Source organism: Methylobacterium sp. DB0501, assembly GCF_011043735.1.
Taxonomy (GTDB): Bacteria; Pseudomonadota; Alphaproteobacteria; order Rhizobiales; family Beijerinckiaceae; genus Methylobacterium; species Methylobacterium alsaeris.
This window is the reverse complement of the sequence record NZ_JAAKGV010000021.1, coordinates 13,091-34,944: the sequence shown is the minus strand read 5'-3', so window position 1 is coordinate 34,944 and position 21,854 is coordinate 13,091. Positions and strand designations below refer to the sequence as shown.

General features: G+C 63.8%; 15 protein-coding genes and 2 pseudogenes. 11 read left to right on the top strand and 6 right to left on the bottom strand.

The features are described from left to right. Window positions 1–30: 30 nt before the first annotated feature. The 4 genes and pseudogenes from G4G93_RS26665 to G4G93_RS36170 all read left to right on the top strand — a co-directional run. Entirely contained in the window at window positions 31–1,089 is a 1,059-nt protein-coding gene (locus tag G4G93_RS26665; RefSeq protein WP_165088756.1) for an ABC transporter substrate-binding protein, read from the top strand. Window positions 1,090–1,201: 112 nt separating this feature from the next. Beyond that, a complete protein-coding gene (locus tag G4G93_RS26660; RefSeq protein WP_246737027.1) occupies window positions 1,202–2,413 on the top strand; it encodes an ABC transporter permease in 1,212 nt (403 codons plus the stop codon). A gap of 9 nt (window positions 2,414–2,422) precedes the next feature. Beyond that, window positions 2,423–3,241: an ABC transporter permease gene (locus tag G4G93_RS26655; RefSeq protein WP_206290040.1), complete on the top strand. Its 819-nt coding sequence runs from the start codon at window positions 2,423–2,425 to the stop codon at window positions 3,239–3,241. 388 nt (window positions 3,242–3,629) lie between these two features. Further along, window positions 3,630–3,788 (top strand): annotated as a pseudogene (locus G4G93_RS36170) (IS3 family transposase); the annotation flags it as partial. Window positions 3,789–3,824: 36 nt separating this feature from the next. Here the strand turns inward: G4G93_RS36170 and G4G93_RS26650 are convergent. The 6 genes from G4G93_RS26650 to G4G93_RS26625 all read right to left on the bottom strand — a co-directional run bounded on the left by G4G93_RS26650 (window position 3,825) and on the right by G4G93_RS26625 (window position 14,004). Continuing rightward, complete coding sequence (locus G4G93_RS26650) at window positions 3,825–4,769, bottom strand: formylglycine-generating enzyme family protein (protein ID WP_165089035.1); 945 nt, start codon at window positions 4,767–4,769, stop codon at window positions 3,825–3,827. A 230-nt stretch (window positions 4,770–4,999) separates the two neighbouring features. Then, complete coding sequence (locus G4G93_RS26645) at window positions 5,000–7,417, bottom strand: arylsulfatase (protein ID WP_206290039.1); 2,418 nt, start codon at window positions 7,415–7,417, stop codon at window positions 5,000–5,002. Window positions 7,418–7,744: 327 nt separating this feature from the next. Next, window positions 7,745–8,623 (bottom strand): alpha/beta fold hydrolase, encoded by an 879-nt coding sequence (locus G4G93_RS26640; protein WP_165088752.1) that lies wholly within the window; start codon window positions 8,621–8,623, stop codon window positions 7,745–7,747. A gap of 16 nt (window positions 8,624–8,639) precedes the next feature. Further along, window positions 8,640–10,475 carry an amidohydrolase gene (locus tag G4G93_RS26635; protein ID WP_246737026.1) on the bottom strand — a complete coding sequence of 612 codons (1,836 nt, stop codon included), beginning with the start codon at window positions 10,473–10,475 and terminating at the stop codon, window positions 8,640–8,642. 281 nt (window positions 10,476–10,756) lie between these two features. Next, window positions 10,757–12,148, bottom strand: a complete 1,392-nt coding sequence (locus G4G93_RS26630) for a DUF1254 domain-containing protein (RefSeq protein WP_165088748.1) — start codon at window positions 12,146–12,148, stop codon at window positions 10,757–10,759. 80 nt (window positions 12,149–12,228) lie between these two features. Continuing rightward, window positions 12,229–14,004, bottom strand: a complete 1,776-nt coding sequence (locus G4G93_RS26625) for an amidohydrolase (RefSeq protein WP_165088746.1) — start codon at window positions 14,002–14,004, stop codon at window positions 12,229–12,231. 280 nt (window positions 14,005–14,284) lie between these two features. Here G4G93_RS26625 and G4G93_RS26620 point away from each other — a divergent pair. The 7 genes and pseudogenes from G4G93_RS26620 (at window position 14,285) to G4G93_RS26590 (ending at window position 21,847) form a co-directional block, all read left to right on the top strand. Beyond that, window positions 14,285–15,173: pseudogene (locus G4G93_RS26620) on the top strand (IS3 family transposase). A gap of 171 nt (window positions 15,174–15,344) precedes the next feature. Continuing rightward, window positions 15,345–16,577: an ABC transporter substrate-binding protein gene (locus G4G93_RS26615; protein WP_165088744.1), complete on the top strand. Its 1,233-nt coding sequence runs from the start codon at window positions 15,345–15,347 to the stop codon at window positions 16,575–16,577. 225 nt (window positions 16,578–16,802) lie between these two features. After that, on the top strand, window positions 16,803–17,669 hold the full coding sequence (locus tag G4G93_RS26610) for a branched-chain amino acid ABC transporter permease (protein ID WP_165088742.1): 867 nt from the start codon (window positions 16,803–16,805) through the stop codon (window positions 17,667–17,669). Next, window positions 17,670–18,716, top strand: a complete 1,047-nt coding sequence (locus G4G93_RS26605) for an ABC transporter permease subunit (RefSeq protein WP_165088740.1) — start codon at window positions 17,670–17,672, stop codon at window positions 18,714–18,716. It begins immediately after the preceding gene. A gap of 80 nt (window positions 18,717–18,796) precedes the next feature. Continuing rightward, the gene (locus G4G93_RS26600) at window positions 18,797–19,525 is read left to right on the top strand and encodes an ATP-binding cassette domain-containing protein (RefSeq protein WP_165088738.1); all 729 of its coding nucleotides are present in this window, start codon (window positions 18,797–18,799) and stop codon (window positions 19,523–19,525) included. Further along, window positions 19,522–20,223: an ABC transporter ATP-binding protein gene (locus tag G4G93_RS26595; protein ID WP_165088736.1), complete on the top strand. Its 702-nt coding sequence runs from the start codon at window positions 19,522–19,524 to the stop codon at window positions 20,221–20,223. The genes G4G93_RS26600 and G4G93_RS26595 overlap by 4 nt, the downstream gene beginning before the upstream one ends. Before the next feature lie 109 nt (window positions 20,224–20,332). Continuing rightward, the gene (locus G4G93_RS26590; protein WP_165088734.1) at window positions 20,333–21,847 is read left to right on the top strand and encodes an amidase; all 1,515 of its coding nucleotides are present in this window, start codon (window positions 20,333–20,335) and stop codon (window positions 21,845–21,847) included. Window positions 21,848–21,854: the final 7 nt, after the last annotated feature.

The window sequence follows — 21,854 nt, the reverse complement described above, 5'->3', positions numbered from 1 at the left end:
ACCTCCATCGCATCACCCAGGGGAACGATCATGAGAGCCGGACGAACTGCGTCGAGAGCGGCCGCCCTGCTGGCGGTGGGCTGCGCCCTGCTGGCCATGCCGGCCGCCGCCCAGGAGAAGACCCTCAACATCGTCGATTACGGCGGAGCCTTCGAGGCGGCGGCCGACAAGGCCTGGTTCAAGCCCTTCGCGGCGAGTCAGGGCGTCAAGATCGCGACCGAGCAATACGACGGCGGCGTCGCCAAGCTGCGCGCCATGGTCGAGGCCCGCAATACGACCTGGGACCTCATCGACCTCGAGACCAACGACGCCATCACCGGCTGCGACGAAGGCCTCCTGCAGAAGCTGGACCCGGCGCTCCTCGGCGACCGGTCGGACTTCATCAAGGGCGCCATCCTGCCCTGCGCCGTGTCCTCCATGATCTGGTCGACCGTCTTCGCCTACGACACGAACAAGATGCAGACGCGGCCGACGACGATCGCCGACTTCTTCGACACCCAGAAGTTTCCGGGTAAGCGGGGCCTGCGCAAGAGCCCGAAGGTCAGCCTGGAATGGGCGCTGATGGCGGACGGCGTGCCGGCCGGCGAGGTCTACAAGGTGCTGGCGACCGACGACGGCATCAAGCGTGCCCTGAACAAGCTCTCCACCATCAAGGACCAGATCGTCTGGTGGGAGGCCGGCTCGCAGCCGCCGCAGCTCCTCGCCGACGGCGCCGTCGCGATGACGATGGCCTATAACGGCCGCATCTACGACGCGCAGAAGAAGGAGAACAAGCCCTTCGCCATCGTCTGGGACGGGCAGGTCTACGACTACGAGTGGTGGGGTATCCCGACCGGAGCCAAGGACAAGGAGCTCGCGGAGAATTTCATCAAATATGCCTCCACCAAGGATAATATCTGGAAGCTCTCGAACTTCATCGCCTATGCCTCGCCGCGCAAGTCCTCGGTCGAGATGATGAACAAGGCCGTCCTGCCCGATATGCCGACCGCGCCGGACAACTTCAAGAACGCGCTTCAGATCGACGCCGAGTTCTGGGCCGACAAATACGACAGCATCAACAGCCGCTTCATGACCTGGCTCGGCCGGTGACGCGCGGGGCGCCCCGGCCGGCATGGGGCGCCCGTCGTCTTTCAAAGGAAAGGATGCGGTCTTGGCGATCGGTGAGGTGCGAGCGATGGCGGCAGGCTCCGAGGTGAGATCGATGCCGCAGGCGGGCCGCGACGCCTACAGGGCCGCCCGGCGCAGCGAGGCGATGCGGTCGCTGGCCTTCGCCCTGCCGCTCCTCGTCTTCCTCGTCGCGGTCTTCCTCTACCCGATCGGCGCCCTGCTCGTGCGCAGCATCCAGAGCGACGACGTGGCGGCGGCGTTTCCGCGCGTCTCGGCCGGCCTGGCCGGGTGGAGCGGGGCGGCGCTCCCGCCGCCGCCCGTCTTCGAGGCGCTGGCCGCCGACATGGCCGCCGCACAGCAGAATGGGACCCTCGTCTCGGCGGCCCGGCGGCTCAACAATTACGAGCCCGGCTTCCGCAGCCTGATCCTGAAGACCGCGCGCCGCTTGCCCGATCCCGCCGCCGGCCCCGTGGAGCAAGCCTTCCTCGACATCGACCGCCACTGGGGGGAGACGGAGACCTGGCGCTTCATCCAGCGGGCCTCGGCCCGGGTCACCCCGGACTACCTGCTGGCGGCCGTCGACCTGAGGGCCGGGCCCCATGGCCTCGCGGAGCTGCCCCCCGACCAGCGGATCTATCAGGCGGCCTTCGCGCGCACCTTCCTGATCAGCGGCTCGGTCACCCTGATCTGCCTCCTGCTCGGCTATCCCGTCGCCTACCTCCTCGCCACGCTGCCGCCGCGCCAGAGCAATCGGCTGATGATCTTCGTCATCGTGCCGTTCTGGACCTCGCTGCTCGTGCGCACGACCGCCTGGTACGTGCTCCTCCAGCCGAACGGCGTCGTCAACGCGCTCCTCGCGCAGGCCGGCCTGACGACCGCGCCGCTGGCGCTGATGTTCAACCGCACCGGCGTCCTCGTCGGCATGACGCACGTGCTCCTGCCCTTCATGATCCTGGCGAACTACGCGGTCATGCGGGGCATCTCGCCGACCTATCAGCGGGCGGCGGTGTCGCTCGGCGCCCATCCCGCCGTCGCATTCCTCAGGGTCTACGTGCCCCAGACCCTGCCGGGCATCGGGACGGGCACGTTCCTCGTCTTCGTGCTGGCCATCGGCTACTACATCACCCCTGCCCTCCTCGGCGGCGGCGGCGACGAGATGATCAGCCAGCTCATCGCCTTCCAGATGGACCGCCAGCTGAACTGGGGCCTGGCCGGTGCGCTGTCGGTCTATCTCGTGCTGCTGACGCTCGCGGTCTACTTCGTCTTCAACCACTTCGTCGGCGTCGACCGGCTTCGGCTGGGATAGGTGGCCCTCATGCAGTCAATCACGCTCACGGAACGCGTCGGCCGGACGGTTCTGCGCCTCTTCTCGGCCGCCGTCCTCGCCTTCCTCGTCGCCCCGGTGCTGATCGTCATCCCGCTCTCCTTCAACGAGAGCGCCTATTTCTCCTATCCGATGTCGGGCTTCAGCACCCGCTGGTACGCCGCACTCGTGTCGTCCGAGGACTGGCGGCTGGCGATCGTCAACAGCTTCGTCGTCGGCATCGCCAGTACGGCGATCGCGACCATCCTCGGCACGGCGGCGGCGATGGGCATCAGCCGGCCGTCCTTCCCGTTCCGCGGCTTCATCATGCCGCTCCTGATCTCGCCGATGATCATCCCGATCGTCGTTGTTGCCGTCAGCCTCTACCTCGTCTTCTCGCCGCTGGGCCTCACCAACAGCTATGCCGGCGTCATCCTGGCTCACGCGGCGCTCGGCACGCCCTTCGTGGTGATCACCGTCACCGCCACTCTGATGTCGTTCAACTGGAATCTCGTGCGGGCCGCCGCCAGCCTCGGAGCGCCGCCGCTCGAGACCTTCCGGCGCGTGACGCTGCCGCTCATTGCACCCGGCGTCGCCACCGGTGCCGTCTTCGCCTTCGCCACCTCCTTCGACGAGGTCATCGTCATCCTGTTTATCGGCGGAACCGAACAGAGGACGATCCCCCGCCAGATGTGGTCGGGCATCCGCGATCAGATCAATCCGTCGATCCTCGCCATGGCCGCCCTCCTGACGATCTTCGCGATCGCCATGTTCTTGGTCATTGACTGGCTGCATGGCCGATCGGCGTCGGCGAAAAATGTGAATGAATGACGCAAATTGCATGATTACAACTCATAGCCAGAAATATATCTATATTCTATAGTGATTTTTTATGGTATCGATGATCGAAGCCAAAGAACTCAGGGTGGGCCGACGGACTGATGCGCCAGGATCTCAACTCCAAGTTGATCATTTGGGTGCGCTGCGGCCGTGGTGAGGTGACCAGGCGGGCGTGACGGAAAGGCTGATGGCGTAAACGCCAAGCAAAACCGCCATGCCCGCTCTACCCGCCCGCTTCGCCGGGCTCGTTCTGGCGTCCGCGCCGCGGTTCGTCACCACTGTAGAGCAGGCGCCGTTCAGCCAGCAGCGGCTTCGCTTGAGAACCGGTAGCTGAAGCTGAAAGGCGACGGCCTGGTTTGCGCGTGAGACCGGAGTTCTGCCGGACCTGGTCGACCGCAGCCTTGCGGCCGATGAACCCGGCCGGCTCTGGGTCGCCGACATCCCGACAAGCGCGGGGCTCCTCTACCTGGCAATCGTGCTCGATGCGTTCAGCTGCCGGATCGTCGGCTGTTCGATGGCGGATCACCTGCGGACCGAACCATCTACAGACCTCCCCCCTGAATGGCCAGCCGGATTATCTCCTGAATTCCTCGTTGTCAGGACTTGGGGTGGTCCGCACGATGCACCTGAACCCGACATGGCAGGTCGAGGTGTCGATAGGTTGCGGGTAACGCGCCGCGGGCCGATATCGACGGCAATAGTTGGGCGCACACAGATGTGAGCCGCCCTTGAGCACGCGGCGCGGGATCCGCGTCTCGGGTTGGCACGGATCATAGCTCTGATCCTCCGGACCGCCGCGAGGGTTTGTCGGGATGCAGCAGGGCCTCGCGCTGTCCGCGGGATGCTTGTCCCGGTAGAAATCGCGCGTCCACTCCCACACGTTGCCGACCATATCGTACAGGCCGTAGCCGTTCGGCGGGAACGCTCTGACCGGTGAGGTCCGCGCGTAGCCGTCCTCGGCCAGATTCTGCCATGGGAACTGACCTTGCCAGGTATTGGCCATGTGTCGTCCGCCGGGCGTGAACTCGTCTCCCCAAGCGTAGTCCGTACCATCGAGGCCGCCACGGGCGGCAAACTCCCACTCGGCCTCCGTCGGCAGGTCCTTTCCGGCCCAACTCGCATAGGCAAGCGCGTCCGGATAGGCCACGTGCACGACCGGATGGTTTTCGAACCCGGCAATGCCGCTCTTCGGTCCGTACGGGTGGCGCCAGTCCGCGCCCTTCACCAGTGTCCACCAGGCGGCCCAGAACTGCAGGTCGACCGGCCCAACGGGCGGGGTGAACACGAGCGAGCCGGCGTAGAGCAGGTGGGGCAGCGCGCCCGGATAGTCTTTCGGGTCGGGCCGCCGCTCCGCAACCGTCACGTGCCCGGTCGCGCGCACAAATGCGCGGAACTGGCTGTTGGTGACCGGCGTCTGGTCGATCCAGAAGCCATCGACGGCAACCCGATGGACCGGACTTTCCTCGCGGTAGTGCCGATCCGATCCCATGCGAAAGGTAGCGCCCGGAATCCAGGTCATTCCCGTATGGCCATCGCGACCGCGACGTGTCTCCGTCGCCGGGTTGGCCAAGTCTGCCGCATCCATGGGCGAGCCCTCGAGTCGATGATCCAGCGAAGCGAAGATGAGCTTCAATTTATGAAAACGAAAATCGACGAGTTGGATATCAAAACGAGTTGCCGAAGTTTCAGTTTCCGTGGAGACATAGCCTAAGGGCGGCGCGGGGCAGCCCCAACTTCTTGATCATTGAGCTAGTCGGCGATCAGTGCCCGTTGTGCTTCCATTTCGAGCGCTTCGTACGGCGCCTTCTCGACTGTGACGCCGACGCCTTTGATCGATCCGCCATGGAAGGTGCCGGGCGTCTTGTACTCGGCACTGACTGCATCGCCGCCGTCGTAGCCGATGCAGAGCCCGTCGCCAGACAAGGTGAACTTGGCCGGCTGCGTTTTCATTGGGCCTTCAGCGACGACGTCATCGTTGACGTACAGCTTCATCGTGCCGACCGATTCCTTGTGCGGGCCGGCCCCTGTCCTTGTGAACTCCATTCCGAGGGTGTACTTCCCCGGCTTCAACTCGCCCTTGGAGACAAATTGCTGCTCGGGCTTGATGCCGAGGAAGTTGTACACGTAGTGAAGCTTCTGATCCTTGATGAACAAGGCGTGCCCCCCAAATCTTGAGCCGTGAGCGAAGATCACACCGCCGGCGTCCGCGTCTGTGAGTTCGACATTCGCAAGAATCTTGTATGAGCGATTGCGAATGTTCACGGCAACGCCTTCCGGCACCGGTGCCGTGTCCGGATAATAGACGTAGCGTTCCCGGGCCGGCTCGGACGAGGGGCGCTCGATTTGCAAAAGTTCGGATGCACTCCGGTCATCGATCGGTAACGCCAGATTGGCTCGGGCTTCCTCGTCCCACGCCTTCTTGAGGGTTTCCAGCTTCTCAGGATAACGATCCGCCAAGTCGATGGACTCCGACCGGTCCTCATCGACGTGGTAGAGCTGCCACTTGTCCTGGTCGAAATGGCCCTTGCCGGTGAACGGGGCATGCACGGCGGCGGCAAGCCAGCCATCCTGCCACATCCCGCGAGTGCCGAGCATGGAGTAGAATTGCCGTTTCTTCTGCGTGGGCGCGTGTGGGCTTGCATCGAACGTGTAGCGCATCGAAACGCCAGACAGGGGAAACTGCTCCACGCCGCGGTACACCTTGGGCATCTCAATACCTACGACGTCGAGGATCGTCGGCACGATGTCGACGGAGTGGTGGTACTGATCACGTATTTCGCCACGTGCCTTGATGCCCTTCGGCCAGGATATGACGAGCGGATCGGATGTTCCCCCCGAGTACTGCGAGTAGCGCTTGAACATCTGAAACGGCGTCGAAAACGCGACTGCCCAGCCCGTCGGGAAATGGCCGTACGTGTCGGGCCCACCGAGCTTATCGAACAACTTCATGTTCTCGGCGAGGTCGTCCGGGTAGCCGTTGAAGAACTTGTTCTCGTTGACCGAGCCGTTTGGCGTGCCCTCGCCCGAGGTTCCGTTGTCCGCCGCATAAAGTACCATCGTGTTCTCGATCTGTCCCGTTTTGTCCAGATAATCGAGTACGCGGCCAATTTGGATGTCGGTATATTCCGACATTCCGGCGAAGACTTCTGCCATGTGAGAAAACAGCCTCTTCTCGTCCGCATGAAGGCTGTTCCAAGGGCGGACCGCGTCGACGGGATTCGCCTGGGACTCTGGCATCGGGTTGATCGGCGTCAGCTTCGTATCCGCTGGCAGGACGCCCTTCTCGATCATGCGCGCCAGCACCCAGCTCCGGTAAGCTTCGTAGCCGTCATCGAATTTACCTTTGTATTTGGCGATGTATTCCTTCGGCGCGTGATGAGGAGCGTGGTTTGCCCCGGGGTTGTAGAACATGAACCAAGGCTTGGTAGGGTTGGTTGCCTGCTGATCGCGCAGCATCTTGATGGCCTGATCGGCAAGGTCCTTGGACAGATGATAGCCGTGCTCCGGAGAAGCCGGCGGTTCGATGAATCGGTTATCCTCGACGAGGTCGGGGTACCACTGATTGGTCTCACCTCCGATGAACCCATAGTACCGCTCGAAACCCTGGCCGAGCGGCCAGGTTCTCCGGTCGCCGCCCGCGGCAACGTCCTGCTCCGGAACGTTGTGGTTCTTCCCGAGCCAGAATGTGCTGTAGCCGTGGCCTTGAAGCACCTGGGAGATCGTGGCGGCCTGCGGCGGGATACGACCTGCCCAGCCTGGGAAGCCGTTGGATCCTTCCGTAATGGCAGCCATACCGTTCAGGGTGTGATTGCGCCCAGTCAGCAGCGTGGATCGGGTCGGCGAACAGAGCGCTGCCGTGTGCCACTGCGTGTATGTGATCCCGTTTCGTGCCAGCCTGTCCAGCGTGGGCATGGCGATGCGGCCGCCATAGGTGGACCACGCGGCAAGCCCGGTGTCGTCGTAAAGCACGAACAGGATGTTCGGCGCCCCTGTGGGCGCCTTCTTCGGTGTGAACGGCCCCCAATCGGATTTCGAATCACGAACATCGAGATTGATGATCCCATCAAAGTCTTTGTATGGCCCAACAGGCTGTGACTGCTGAGCAGATGCCCCAAAAGCGAGCGAAGTACCAAGCGCAGTCGCGAGGAGGTGCGGCGTGAGTTTCATAGTTCCGAACTCCTCGCTTCGTTGTGTGTTTTAAGGGCAAGCGAGAGGGGTACACCGGGCGCAACCGGTAAGGTTTGATATACCTCAATGGATCACAGCTCGCGCAGGCGGCGATCTAGCGATGCGACTGTTGGTAGTGAGCAGCCGGGCGGGGTGGTTCCTCGCAGGTCGCCGAGGCCTGCTGGCCACACCATTATGATTTCACCTGCCAGGCGGGACACTACAACGCCGAAATGGCCCAATCGCGCCAGGGCACATGCCAGTTTTGCATGTCGTACGATAAATATCAGGATGTCTTGTCAGATTGAGGGATTGTCGCTCTACATCCTAGCGATGCTTCACCGCTTTCGCAATAAATTCCGAAATAATTCGTACCAGATCTTCGCTGCGTTCATTGAGCATATTATGACCGCAGCCCGGCAATCCTACGAGCCAGGCGTTGGGTCTCGATTTCGCTACGCTGAGTGCGCTTTCTGGCACTGCGACAACGTCGAGAAGGCAGGTCATGACCAGCATGGGGGCTGTGCCGCCGCTCGCCCATTCTTCCTTCGGGGTGGCGTCGCTTGCTTTGACTTGAGCCGCGGCAAGGATGGGATATTCGCCTTGCTCCGCGTCCAATGCGGCCAGATGTTCGTTACCGGGCGCATACATCAGTTGGCCCTGAAGTTTCAGCCACTCGTTCTTTGGAGTGTTGGGATCGATATATCTTTCATACAACTTCAGTGTCTCTGCAGATGGTAATTGTTCTCCGCCAGCCCCTATCAAAATCACGCTGAGAACACGGTCCGGTCTGCCCTGTGATGCTGCGCGAACAACGCGATTTCCGTAGGTTTTACCGGCGAGATGGACTTTACCAGCGCCCAGAGCATCGGCGATCCGCCACAAGTCATTGGCGTAGTCGTGGAGAGTGAGTTCGTTAATCGGTCCGGTGCTTGCCCCTAATGACCGATAATTATACGTAATGACTCGCGATCCGTTCGCAGCAATGCCTCTGGCGAGTTCGCTAAGCTGCGCCGCGGGCCGGCCGTTACCTGCCGCCATGATAAGGGTTTCGGGGCCTGTGCCGAACTCGAAAATCTCGATTTCGATCCCGTCCGATTTGACAATCCTTCCGGAGTCTTTGTCGGCTGCAAGCAGCGGTGTTGCCGCAAAGCTTGAAAGAAATGACATCATCGAAATAATATGTAATGTTTTTTCTATTTTCATAGTATCTACCCTCCGTCTATTGCGCGACCTGCAAGACTTTACCTTCGAATATTGTTCCCCAGACGGGGATGTCCTTGATATTTTCTGTATCGACAGTCAGTGGGTTATCTTCGAGGATGCTGAAATTGGCCAACTTACCCGGGACGATGCTGCCCATATCGTGTTCCAGGCGCAAGGAGTGGGCGGCATTGAGGGTCACACCCTTGAGGGCACCGAGCCGGCCCGCGCGCTGGTCCGGCGCTGCGATGCGTCCGGACACAGTCGTGCGGTTTACCGCGCAGTGCATCAGGAACAGCGGCTGACCGGGCGCCATGGGCATGTCGGAGTGAAGTGAAAACGAAACGCCCGCCCGCTCGATGTCTCCGAGGCGTACCATGTTGTCGGCCCGCTCCGGACCGAGGCCTTCCGTCGAATAGGCGTCGGCCAGCGCCCGCACGTAATACGGGTTGGCGCTGACGATCACGCCGAGCCGTTTCATGCGTTCGATCTGATCCTTCTGCGAGACGGCAAGGTGGATGGCGACCGTGCGATGATCGTAACGCGGGTGGCGGCGCATACTCGCCTCGACATTGTCGAGAACCGTATCGAGACCGGCGTCGCCGTTGACATGAACGTGGATCTGGTAGCCAGCGTCCCAATAGACCCTGAAGGCTCGCGCGAAGACCTCGGGTTCCATGATCCATTCACCTGTACCTCCACCGAGATACGGTTCGCGAACGCGCATCGCCAGTGAATAGATAGCTCCGTCTGCGAACAGCTTGATGGCGCCGGGCATCACCGCGGTCATGCCCTCGCCCCAGCCGAGAACCTTCTCGGTCTCGCTGACCGTCGTGTCGGGGTAGGCCGCGCTAATCGATTTACCGTCCGGAATGAAGTAGATGCGGAACGGGCTGTCGGAGCGCGACAACACGGCATTCTGGGCGTCCTGGAGCTGCTTCGAGAAGAGCCCGCCGGGCTCGCATCCCAGGGTCACGCCATTGGCGTGATAATACCGCACGACGAATTCGAGGCCGCGCCGAAGTCGATCTGGCGTGGCGATCGCTGGAAGAAGCTTCGGAAGGACGCCGAACATGCCGCCTTCCCAGAAATGACCTTCATCAAGATTGGATTGTTTTTGCGCCGCGTTCGGCAGTGCTGCGACGGAGGCCGCGTTGATTCTGTAGGCGGTCAGTGCCTTGCTGTTGACGATGAACTCGTGGGCCGATCGGTGCCAAACGATGATCGGCCTCGTGCTGCTGATCCGGTCGAGGTCCGATCGGGTCAGGGGGCCGTGGAAGACGGGGTGATAGCCCCAGGTCACAAGCAGCTCAGTTGGATCCTTGAGCTTCGTGTGAGCGTCAGCAAGCCTTGCGCGATACGCGGCGGGACTGCCGGCGGCAGGCACGAATCTGGACGGCAGAACCCAATCTTCGATGGCGATGATCTCCGACACCATCGTGAGGCCGGTCAGGAGCGGATGATCATGCTGTGCAATCAGACCGGGCGTGATCACCTTGTCGGCGAAGGTGTTGTCGATCATGTAAGACTGGCCTCCGGCCGCCGCCTTCAGGTCGTCGACGGAGCCGACTGCCAGGATGCGGTCGCCAAGGACCGCGACAGCCGTCGCAGAAGGCCTGTCGGGGTCAAGGGTGATGATCTCCTTGGCGGAATAGATCGTGATCTTAGGCGGTTCTTTTCGGCCGAGTTGAGCGGACAAATCCTGCAGGGACGCTCCACCGGCCTCGGCCGGCACCGGGCCCGTCGCCTCGCACAGATAAGCGGTGGCCGTCGCCACGGTCGCGGATCGAAGGATCTGGCGTCGCGAGGGAAGGTTGTAGTTCCTGAACGCCTCGGCAAGGGCTGAGTTGCACATGATGCACATTGCTCGTTCCTCCCAAGTGCAAGCAGATCGGCCGGCGTTTTGCGCAGTCAATCTGATATGATCTGCAAGTCTTGCTGAATAAACAAGGCATTTTTCTTGGATGTGGTTGGATAAATATATTCGCTATACAAAATATTGTGTCAGGCAGACGGAATTTTCACTACATATTGGATTCGGGGATTTTTCTTCAGACGGACCGTCAGACCGGTCGCCCCCTGCTTCGATCTGATGTGCCTCGAGGGATAGCGATTGCGGGGTGCCGCTGCAGAGCGTTAGCCGTCGACTGCTGTGATCTTCGGCGGGCGCCATGACTGGCTCACGATGTCGGCTGCCGGCAGATAAGCGCGCAGAAAGAGGATGAAAGGTCCATCCGGCGCGGGCAGCCAGTTCGTTTCCTTGTCCGGGCCGGGCGTGCTCCTTTGCACGTAGATGGTCAGGCCGCCATCGGGGTCATGCTTCATCGCGCTGCGATCGCCGACCGAGTAGCGGTCGATGGGATTGTCGACGAGGTTGTAGGCCTTGTTGTATATGGTCAGGGACCAGAAGGCCTCAACCTTCGGCTCCCCGCCCTTGTCGAAGTGGATGACGTAGCGGGTCTTGCCCGTCAGAGGCTGTCCGGCGCCATCGATGGCGGCGTTGAGATAGGTCGCCTCGATCGGGTCGTTGGTGTTGAAGCCCACGGCCGGCTGGATTGCGCGCAACAGCCAGTCGCGGGTTCGTGTCATTCGGCCCGTTGCCGGCGGCGGGTAATTCCATCCATTGATGATCGTCTGTCCGTAGCCGGCCGCAAACGCGTCGGCGATGATCCTGCGACCGTCCACGGCCGCTCGTGCCAACCCCCTCTTCGTGTCCGGGTCCAGGGCCTCGATGTCGATCCCGGCCCCGACGCCGATGCGCGAAAAGGACTGCAGGAGATCGGCGTCACGAGGATCGGGCGCAACCTCCCGCATCGAGCGATTGATCGTCCGCCATTCGTTGAGTGGGTCGGCGTTCCGGTCGAGGGGCTGCCAGATCTCGGCCGTCCTGGGGGCGGGCGCATCGGGTTTGCCCCATTGCGAAAGGGGCGTCAGCTTATACTGGTCCTGGATCGCGTGGGCGGCATCGAGGTCGGATGCGTCCTTCACGGCCGTGCGCACCTGCAGAAACGCCCAGGGCGTGGAAGAGGGGGGCAGCACCGTCACTCCCGCCGGCAGCGTACCTGTCCAGGTCTTGGCGACGATCGCGTAGGTCCCTCCCCCATTGCCCGTTGTTCGTGCGCCCGCGTAGGCGAAATTATCGTCCATGAAATCGGTCAACTGGACCGAGTGGTAGCGGTCTGCAATCGCCGGTACGGTGAGGATCACCGGCTCCTCCTTCAGGTAGAGCCAGGAGCGGGAGTAGATCGTGTCGTTGTTGGGCGAACCGCCATCGACGTGGCTCGCATCCTTGAGGTCTCTGAAATGAAACAGTTGGTTCGCCCGATGTCCCACATCCTCGCTCCGGAACCAGCGCTGTTCGCTCATATAGGACCAGGGGAAGGTGTAGAGATAAGCCTGGACGCCCATCGTGTAGGCGTTGAGCTCGCGCCAATCGGTCTGGTTCTCGGCCCCGCGCGCTCCGGGCGCAGGACTTGCGGACAGCACGACAACCATCGCCGTGAGGATCGTTAGAACTCGAACGATCATCTCCGTCTCCTTTCGCTGGGGCGCCGTGTCCGCGACCGGTCGTGATGTTTTCTTCAATATTATCCTGAATGCTGCTTGGTTCACGTCGCCTTGTAGACGCTCCTACCCTCCTTGATCGTCTCGACGACCTTGAGGGTGATCAGCTCCTCGGGCTTCACCGCCAGGGGATCTGCGCTCAGGATCACGAAGTCTGCGAGCTTGCCGGGCTCGATCGTGCCCTTGCTCGCCTCTTCGAAATACTGGACTGCCGGCCAGATCGTCATGGCTTTGAGCGCCGTCAGCGTGTCGACGCGTTCCTCGGGGCCGAGCACATAGCCTGACCGGGTCGCCCGAGTGACGGTCGCGGACAGGACGCGGATCGCGTCCGGGTTCGCGACGGGCGCGTCGTGGTGGCTCGTGAAGATCATGCCGAGCTTGCGCGCGGAGTTGCAGGGGGAGATGCGCTCCGCCCGTTCCGGCCCCAACACCGAATTGCGGTGCCAGTCGCCCCAGTAATAGGTATGCATCGGGAAGAAGGACGGAAGGATCGCGAGATCCTTCAGCCTCGGCAGTTGGTCGAGCCTCGCGGCCTGACCGTGGATCAAAACGGCACGCCGGTCGCCGGGGCCGTGCTTCGCCGTTGCGGCGCCGACAGCCTCGATCAGCCAGTCCACCGCTGCGTCGCCGTTGGCGTGGGTGAGGACTTGCCAGCCATTGGCATAGGCGAGGTCGACGGCGTCGACGATTTGCTCCTTCGTGATCGCCGCGTACCCGCGATAGTCCGGACCCTGCCCTTCCGGTGGCTTGTAATAGGGCTTCGAGAGAAACGCAGTTTTACCCTGCGGCGATCCGTCGATCGTCGCCTTGGCGCCGCCGATGCGTACGCGGTTCCTGTAGTCCCGCGACGGCGCAATTTCCTTGAGGGACTGAAAGATGTCGGGATAGACCACGACGTCGACATCGAGCAGCCCGGCTTCGCCCGCCTTCGCAAGCATGGTCGCGCTGCCGGGCATGGCGCGCCCTTCCTGGACGGTCGTATACCCGAACGAGGCGTAGAACGCCGCCCCTGCCTTGATCATGTCCAGGTAGGCTTGCGCGTCGAGTCGACCCAGAAGCTTGCCGGCTGCGGCAAAGAAGGCCGCCTCCTCGCAGACGCCGTTGGGGGTCGCTCCGTCGGCCTCGCGACGGAACGCTCCGCCGGGCGGATTGGGCGTGCTTTTCGTCACGCCCGCCTCGTCAAGCGCCTTGCTGTTCAAAACGCCGAGATGCCCCGACTGATGAACGATCAGGATCGGAATGTCGGATGAAACAGCATCGAGATCGGCGCGGACCGGATGGCGCTGCTCCTCGATCTGCGAGTCGTCGTAGCCAAAGCCGATGATGACGCCGTATCGTTCGATGGTCTTTCCGTTCTTGGCGCTCCAGTCACGCAGACTTCGTTGCAGTGCAGGGATACTGTTGCCCTCACCGTCGGGCGCCGGCAGGAGATTCGCGGCAAGCGCCTGCAGCCCGACCATGACGACATGACCGTGGGGATCGACGAAGCCGGGAAGCAATGCCCTGCCCTCGAGGTCGACGGTTTCGATCGGGCCCTTCGCGTGGCTTTCCACCTCCCCGCGTGCGCCCACAGCCACGATCCTGCGGCCGCGCACCAGAACCGCCTCGGCGGTCGGCTGCGAGTCGTTGATCGTCACGATCGGGCCGCCGGCATAGAGCGTATCGACACTTTCGGTCGCCTCCGCCGATCGACAGACGAAACCGCGCGTCGCCCCAGTCACCCCGGCCCAGGCGACACCGGCGACCGTATGTTTCAGGAGGGAACGGCGCGAGAGGGCGATGCCGAGTGCGCCGGAGAATGGACTGCAAGCGACACACATGGATCGTCGCTCCTCAAGGGATTGACCGTGTCGCGCTTGTCAGTCTTCGGGTCGGAAGGAGGCGACCAATGAAGGCGACATATCCAAAAAATAATACCTATATCCGGCTGCTCATTGATTTATATCAATAGCCGCAACGGCGGCGCTACCGTCACAAGAACGGCTTCCCACTGCGCTTCGCTGAGTTTTCACCCCTGGCGCAACCGAGACCCACAAGCTGAGCTGCTGGACTGAACCGCTCCGGGTTTCCCGGAGGCTCAACTTCTGGGAGGATGGAGCCATGAGAAAGCGAACAGCCCCGTTTTCCCCCGAGGTGAGCGAGCGTGCCGTGCGGATGGTGCGCAACTATGAGAGCGAGCACGCTCGCAGTGGTCGGCGATCCAGTCGATCGCCGCCGAGATCGGCCGCTCGGGCGAGACGCTGAGGAACTGGGTGCGCCGGTCCGAGCGTGATCAGGGCGTGCGGCGGGGTCAGACGACGGACGAGCGCGAGCGGATCAAGGCGCTCGAGCGGGAGAACCGCGAGCGACGGCAAGCGAACGAGATCCTGCGCAAGGCGACCGCGTATTTTGCTTTTGCTGAGCTCGACCGCCGGTCGCGGCCAGGATCGGCTTCGTCGAGAGGCCTACGGGGTCGAGCCGATCGCCTCGTCGCCCTACTCCCTGCATGCCGCCCGGCGTGCCGACCTCGACAAGCAACCGGTTCGTGCTCGCAGCGATGCCGCGTCGACGATCGAGATCCAGCGCGTGATCGAGGCCAACTTCTGCGTCTACGGGGTGCGAACGAGCTTGCCCCCGAAAGAGCTTGCCCCGGACTTGATCCGGGGTCTGGCGGCAGCTGGCCCGGGAGGGGATCGTTGTCGCTCGCTGCACGGTGGCGCCGCTGATGCGGATGATGAGCTTGGCGGGTGTGGTTCGGGGCAGGAGCGTGCGCACCACGACCCCCGACCCGGCAGCAGCCTGTCCCCACGACCCGGTCAACCGCCAGTTCAAGGCGGAGGTCATCCACCGACGAGGGCCGTGGCGCTCCGTCAAAGCGGCCGGTACGCCACCTTGGAGTGGGTCCACTGGTGCAATCGCCGCCGCCTGCTCACGCCGATCGGCAACGTCCCTCCCGCCGAGGCCGAAGCGCTATCATGCCGACTTCGGCGACCAGGCCCTGGCCGCCTGACCCACGACAAACACCCTCCGACAAACCCGGAGCGGTTCAGATTCGCCGGGCCCCATCCCTGGCACGGCCAGTCCAATTTTTTGGTCAGCACAGGCAAGCGTCGATGATCCGACCTCTTCTAGCCTTGGAGCGTCGGCACCAACCATCTTGCCGCAAGGAGCCCGGACCCGGATGGCCCTCTCTCGTCGTGATTTCCTTCGCACGGCCGCCGCCGTTCCGCTGTCCACCCTGGCGATGCCGGCCGTGCTCCGGTCCGCCCGCGGCGAGACGCCGATCCTCGTCGGCTCGTTGCATGACCAGTCCGGGCCGATCGCTGCCTCCGGCACGCCGATGGTCGAGAGCCTGAAGCTCGGGATCGAGGAAGTGAACGCCGCCGGCGGCCTGCTCGGTCGGCCGTTGCAGCTGGTGCATTACGACACTCAATCCAACATCCAGATGTACTCGCAATACGCCCAGCAGCTCGCCGTGCGCGACAAGGTGGCGGTGGTCCATGGCGGCATCACGTCGGCCTCGCGCGAGGCGATCCGCCCGACCTTCAACCGCTTCCGGGTGCTGTACTTCTACAACGTGCTGTACGAGGGCGGAGTCTGCGACCGTAACACCTTCTGCACCGGCACTACTCCGGCCCAAACGGTGGAGAAGCTGGTGCCGTACGCCATGGGGAAGGACAAGAAGAAGGTTTACATCATTGCCGCCGATTACAACTATGGCCAGATCACCGCCAAATGGATGCAGAAATACGTCAAGGATCAGGGTGGCGAGACCGTCTCGGTCGATTTTTTCCCGCTCGACGTGACGAATTTCGGCCCGACGATCTCGAAGATCCAGGCGGCGAAGCCCGACCTGCTGCTCTCGGCCCTGGTCGGCGGCAACCACACGGCGTTCTACCGGCAATGGACCTCGGCTGGGATGAAGGGCCAGATCCCGATCGCCTCGACCACCTTCGGCCTCGTCAACGAGCCCACCACTCTCAACGCCGCGGAGAGCGATGGGGTGCTCGGCGCCTACGGCTACTTCGAGGAACTGACGACTCCGGCGAGCACGGCCTACGTTGCCAAGCTGAAGAAGCAATCGCCGAGCATTCCCTACATCAGTGAACTGGCGGCGGCGACCTACGAGGGGTTCTACCTCTGGGTCGAGGGGGTGAAGGCGGCGAAGTCCATCGACCGGATGGCCGTGACCGAGGCCTTGGAGACGGGCCTGTCCTTCGACGGGCCGACCGGCAAGGTCACGGTGGACCACGCCACCCACCACGTCACCCGCAACGCCTATCTGGCGGCGGTCAAGGACCGGAAGTGGATGGTGCGGGAGACTTTCCCCGATGCCAAGCCGCAGGATACCGCCGCGGTGTGCAATCTGATCAAGAACCCGCGGGACAATAAGCAGTACGAGATTTCGATCTGAGAGTTATCCGACTGTTTAGTGATCCCTCCTACCCGCGACCGCACCCTGACGTGGGAGTGACACGAGCCTCGAAGGAGGCCTCGAGAAGCCTCCGCGATCCCTGGATGGCTCCTTCGGGGCCTCCGCTTGGCTCCTGCACCTCAGGATGGGGTCGCGGGTGGGAGACAGCATCTGCCGTCGATCAAGTCACCTGTGCAGATCCCCCTCCCCCGCCCGGATGATGTCATGGACCTGTCGCTCATCATCGCGCTCGACGTTGTGAACGGGGCAGCCTCCCTGTTCCTGCTCTGTCTCGGCCTCGCAATCATCTTCGGGATGATGAAGATCATTAACCTCGCCCACGGCGAGTTCGTGATGCTGGGCGCCTACGCCACGGTGATCTCGGCCAATGCCGGGCTCAACATCTGGGTCGCGATGCTGGTGGTGGCGCCGCTCTTCGTCGGGCTCGTCGGGCTGGTGATCGAGCGCTGCCTGATCCGTTTCCTGTACGGGCGCCTCGTCGACTCGATGCTGGCGACCTGGGGCCTGAGCCTCTGCCTGATCGGCCTCGTGACGACGATCTTCGGCAACACCATCAACGGCGTGCCGACGCCGCTCGGCGGGTTCCAGGTCGGAGCCTACCGGTCGAGCTGGTACACGATCTTTCTCCTCGCCATGGCCGTCCTGACGATGGCGCTGGTCTACGGCGTGCTCCGGTTCACCCGCTTCGGCCTCGTCGCCCGGGCGGTGATGCTGAATCCCGGCATGGCCGCAACGCTCGGGGTCAACCCGGCCAGGATCTATATGGCGACGTTCGGCATCGGCGCCGCCATCACCGGGCTCGCGGGCGGGCTCCTGGCGCCGGTTTCCGGCATCACGCCGGTGATGGGCACCGCCTTCGTCGCCAAGTGCTTCATCACGGTCGTCGGCGGCGGCGCAGCGATCATCTCGGGCACGCTCTCGGCGGCCGGGCTGTTCGGCGTCGTCAACCAGCTCGGCGCCTACTTCACCACCCCGGTCTACGGCGAGGTGATCCTCTTTCTCTCCGCGATCCTGCTGATCCGGCTGCTGCCGCAGGGCATCTCCGGCCGCTTCTTCAAGGGAACGCTCTGAATGCCCGCCGCCCTGTCGCGCCTCCTCCAGGCTCTCGCGGTCCTCGCCGCCATCGCCCTGGTCGTCGTTCTCCCGACCTACCTCGAACTCTTCACCCTGATGCAGCTGACGCTGTTCGCCGCCATGGGCGTGCTGGCGCTCAGTCTCGGCTTCATCTGGGGCTTCGGCGGCATCCTGTCGTTCGGCCAGACCGCGTTCTTCGGTTTGGGCGGCTACACCTACGCGATCGCGGCGATCAATTTCGGCGATTCCACCAACGCGATCCTGCTGGCGATCCTCTGTCCCTCCCTGTTCGCGGCGGCCCTCGGCTACTTCGTGTTCTACGGCCGGATCAGCGAGGTCTATCTCGGAGTCATCACGCTGACCGTCACGCTCATCCTGTTCAACGTCGTCAACTCGACGGCGGGCGACGCCTACACGATCGGCCAGGCCCGGCTCGGCGGCTTCAACGGCATCCCCTCGGTTCCGACCTTTAACGCGCCCTACACCCCGGACGCGGTGCTCACGCCCGAGGCCGGGTGGTGGGTCACCGGCGGCGCCTTGATCGCCGTCTACCTCCTCATGCGGCTTCTCCTTGCCAGCCCCTTCGGCCGCGTCGCCGTGGCGGTGCGCGAGAACGAGACCCGGGCAGCGCTGCTCGGCTACGATCCGCGGCTGATCAAGCTCGGGGTGTTCATGGTCGGCGGCGCCGTCGCGGGGTTGGCCGGGGCGCTCTATGTCAACTGGGGCGCCTTCGTCGGCCCGACGATCTTCTCCCTGTCGCTCTCGGCCGAGATTATCATCTGGATCACCGTCGGGGGCCTCGGCACCCTGATCGGCCCGGTCGTCGGCTGCGTCCTGATCCAGTTCCTCAACGCCAAGATCGGCTCGCAGCAGGCCTTTAACGCCAACCTCGTGCTCGGCGTGATTTTGGTCGGCTTCGTACTGCTGCTGCCGAAGGGGATCGTGCCGGCGCTCAAGACCGCGCTCCTCGGGCTCGGCCGCAAGGCCGGGCGTCGCCCGAACGCTTCCACGTCTGCCCGGGCCCAAATCGCGGGAGCCGAATAGTGCCTCTCACGAAGCTCCGGATCACCGTCATTTCTCGCTGTGGCCGCGCGGGCGCCACGGGAGTGTCTTGAGGTGCACTGATGGATCCGCTTGTCCCTCTCCTGACGACCGAGCACCTGACGATGCGCTTCGGCGGCGTCGTCGCCAACGACGACGTGAGCTTCACTCTCGGCGAGATGGAGCTGCGCTGCCTCATCGGCCCGAACGGCGCCGGCAAAAGCACCTTCTTCAAGATGCTGACCGGGCAGCTCACCCCCACCTCCGGCACCATCGCGTTCCGCGGCCAACCGTTGACGGGGTTGCAGAGCCACCAGATCGCCCGGCTTGGCATCGGCATCAAGACGCAGGTGCCGAACGTGTTCAACGGGCTGTCGGTGCGCGAGAACATCTGGCTTTCGGCCCGCCGCAAGACGACGCCGAAGTTCACCGGGGGCCTCGTCGACGAGATCCTGGACAAGATCCGGCTGACGCATCTCGCCGGAGCCACCGTCGGCCAACTCTCGCACGGCCAACGGCAATGGGTCGAGATCGGAACGGTGCTTGCGGGCGATCCCGACCTCATCCTCCTCGACGAGCCGGCCGCCGGCATGACCGATGAGGAGACCCACCGCACCGCCGAGATCATTCGCGAGATCAACAAGACCCGGGCGATCGTCGTGGTCGAGCACGACATGGCGTTCATCAGGATGATCGCCCGCACGGTCACGGTGTTCCACCAAGGCCGGATCATGATGGAGGACGGGATTGACGTGGTACTCGCCGACCGGCGGGTGCGCGACGTCTACCTCGGCAAGAAGGTGGCGGCATGAGCGCGCTTCTCGACGTGGAAGACCTGCGGGCGAGCTACGGCAGGGTGCCGATCCTGATGGGCGTCGACTTCACCCTGGCGCCCGGGGAGTATCTCGGCATCCTCGGCCATAACGGCATGGGCAAGACCACGCTGATGCGGACCCTGATGGGTCACCTGCCGGCCGGCGCCGGCACGGCGCGCTTTGCCGGCACCGACGTGACCCGGATGCCCATCCACCAGCGTGCCCGCCTCGGGATGGGCCTGGTGCCGCAGGGCCGCGAGATTTTTCCCACCCTCACCGTGCGCGAGAATCTGCGCATGGGGCTCGCCAGCGCCCCCAAGGAGGACCCGCGCGTCATCGACGACGTGCTCGCCGACTTTCCCCGCCTCGTGCGCCTGCTCGACCGGCGCGGCGGCACCCTGTCGGGAGGCGAGCAGCAATTGCTCGCGCTTGCCCGCTGCCTCTGCACCCGGCCGAAGCTCGTGCTCCTCGACGAGCCGACGGAGGGCATCCAGCCCTCGATCATCGAGGAGATCATCGAGACGCTGCTGGCACTCAAGGCGCGCTGGGACCTGTCGATGATCATCGTCGAGCAGAACCTCGACTTCATCACCTCGCTGTCCGACCGGGTGCTCGGCATCCAGAAGGGCCGCATCACCGGCGAGGTCTCGCGCGAGGACCTGCTGGCGGGGCGGATCGGCATGGCGGCGGCGTAGCGGCGTCACACGCATCCCTCTCCGCACGCTTCCCTTTCCGGGCTCGTTCGGGGCCCGGAAAGGGAAGCGTGAACGACCCCTTCTTGCCACGATCAACAGGAGACGCCCCATGGCCATCACCCGCCCGAGCGCAGCCCAGGTCCGCGAGCTCGCCGCCAGCCTCCACATGTCGTTGTCGCCCGAGGAGGCCGCCGCCTACCGCGCCCTGATGGACGCCTCGTTCGACGCCTACGACGTCGTCGACACCCTGCCCGACCACATCCCGCCGGTGAAGTATCCCCGCACCCCCGGCACCCGGCCGAGCCCTGAGGAGAACCCGCTCGGCGCCTGGTACTGGAAGAGCCAGGTGAAGGGCGCCGAGACCGGCAAGCTCAAGGGCAAGACCGTCGCACTCAAGGACAACGTGGCGCTCGCCGGCGTGCCGATGATGAACGGCGCCTCGACCCTCGAGGGCTTCGTGCCGGCCTCCGACGCCACCATCGTGACCCGGATGCTTGATGCCGGCGCGACGATCCTCGGCAAGGCGGTGTGCGAGCATTTCTGCCTCTCGGGCGGCAGCCATACCTCGGATCCCGGACCGGTCCACAATCCGCACCGGATGGGCTATTCGGCTGGCGGCTCCTCCTCGGGCAGCGGTGCGCTGGTGGCCGCCGGCGAGGTCGACATGGCGATCGGCGGCGACCAGGGCGGGTCGATCCGCATCCCCGCCTCGTATTGCGGCATCTACGGCATGAAGCCGACCCACGGCCTCGTCCCCTATACCGGCGTGATGCCGATCGAGACGACGATCGACCATACCGGACCGATGACCGCGAGCGTCGCCGACAATGCGCTTCTGCTCGAAGTGCTGGCCGGACCGGACGGGCTCGACCCGCGCCAGTATGCGCCGCAGGTCGCCGCCTACACGGAGGCGCTGGAGAAGGGAGCGAGAGGCCTCAAGATCGGCCTCCTTCTGGAGGGTTTCTCCGCGCCGGGCATGCAGGAGGCGGTGGCCGACAAGGTCCGGGCTGCGGCGGCCCGGTTCGAGGGCCTGGGCGCCACGATCGAGGAGGTCTCGCTGCCGGCGTACAAGACGGCGGCGTCGGTCTGGACACCGATCGGGTTGGAAGGCCTGACGCAGCAGATGATGCTCGGCAACGGCATGGGTTTCAACTGGAAGGGCGCCTACGACGTCGGCCTGTTCGACTTCCACTCCGCCTGGCGCGACAAGGCGGACGATCTCTCCGAGACGCTGAAGATCTCGATGCTCATCGGCCAGTGGGGCCTGACCCACTATCGGGGCCGCTACTACGCCAAGGCGCAGAACCTCGCCCGCAAGGTGCGGGAGGATTTTTCGAAGTGCTTCCAGACCTACGACCTGCTGCTGTGCCCGACCCTGCCCTGCACCGCCACCAAGCTGCCGGAGAAGGGCGCGCCGCTTGAGGAGATCGTCGCCCGCGCCTTCGAGATGGTCGCCTCGACCTCGCCGATGGACGTGACCGGCAACCCCTCGATGTCGATTCCTTGCGGCCTCGTCGACGGCCTGCCGGTCGGCCTGATGCTGACGGCGAGGGACTGGAACGAGAGCGCGATCTACCAGGCCGCCGCCGCCTTCGAGGCGACCGGCGACTGGAAGACCTTCTGAGAGGGCG

Bases quoted from the DNA above. Each gene is read 5' to 3' on its own strand.
- G4G93_RS26600 (WP_165088738.1), top strand. From the start codon at position 18,797: ATGGATCCGCTTGTCCCTCTCCTGACGACCGAGCACCTGACGATGCGC.
- G4G93_RS26630 (WP_165088748.1), bottom strand. From the start codon at position 12,148: ATGATCGTTCGAGTTCTAACGATCCTCACGGCGATGGTTGTCGTGCTG.
- G4G93_RS26650 (WP_165089035.1), bottom strand. From the start codon at position 4,769: ATGACCTGGATTCCGGGCGCTACCTTTCGCATGGGATCGGATCGGCAC.
- G4G93_RS26595 (WP_165088736.1), top strand. From the start codon at position 19,522: ATGAGCGCGCTTCTCGACGTGGAAGACCTGCGGGCGAGCTACGGCAGG.
- G4G93_RS26665 (WP_165088756.1), top strand. From the start codon at position 31: ATGAGAGCCGGACGAACTGCGTCGAGAGCGGCCGCCCTGCTGGCGGTG.
- G4G93_RS26610 (WP_165088742.1), top strand. From the start codon at position 16,803: ATGGACCTGTCGCTCATCATCGCGCTCGACGTTGTGAACGGGGCAGCC.
- G4G93_RS26640 (WP_165088752.1), bottom strand. From the start codon at position 8,623: ATGAAAATAGAAAAAACATTACATATTATTTCGATGATGTCATTTCTT.
- G4G93_RS26590 (WP_165088734.1), top strand. From the start codon at position 20,333: ATGGCCATCACCCGCCCGAGCGCAGCCCAGGTCCGCGAGCTCGCCGCC.
- G4G93_RS26660 (WP_246737027.1), top strand. From the start codon at position 1,202: ATGCCGCAGGCGGGCCGCGACGCCTACAGGGCCGCCCGGCGCAGCGAG.
- G4G93_RS26655 (WP_206290040.1), top strand. From the start codon at position 2,423: ATGCAGTCAATCACGCTCACGGAACGCGTCGGCCGGACGGTTCTGCGC.
- G4G93_RS26625 (WP_165088746.1), bottom strand. From the start codon at position 14,004: ATGTGTGTCGCTTGCAGTCCATTCTCCGGCGCACTCGGCATCGCCCTC.
- G4G93_RS26615 (WP_165088744.1), top strand. From the start codon at position 15,345: ATGGCCCTCTCTCGTCGTGATTTCCTTCGCACGGCCGCCGCCGTTCCG.
- G4G93_RS26645 (WP_206290039.1), bottom strand. From the start codon at position 7,417: ATGAAACTCACGCCGCACCTCCTCGCGACTGCGCTTGGTACTTCGCTC.
- G4G93_RS26635 (WP_246737026.1), bottom strand. From the start codon at position 10,475: ATGTGCAACTCAGCCCTTGCCGAGGCGTTCAGGAACTACAACCTTCCC.
- G4G93_RS26605 (WP_165088740.1), top strand. From the start codon at position 17,670: ATGCCCGCCGCCCTGTCGCGCCTCCTCCAGGCTCTCGCGGTCCTCGCC.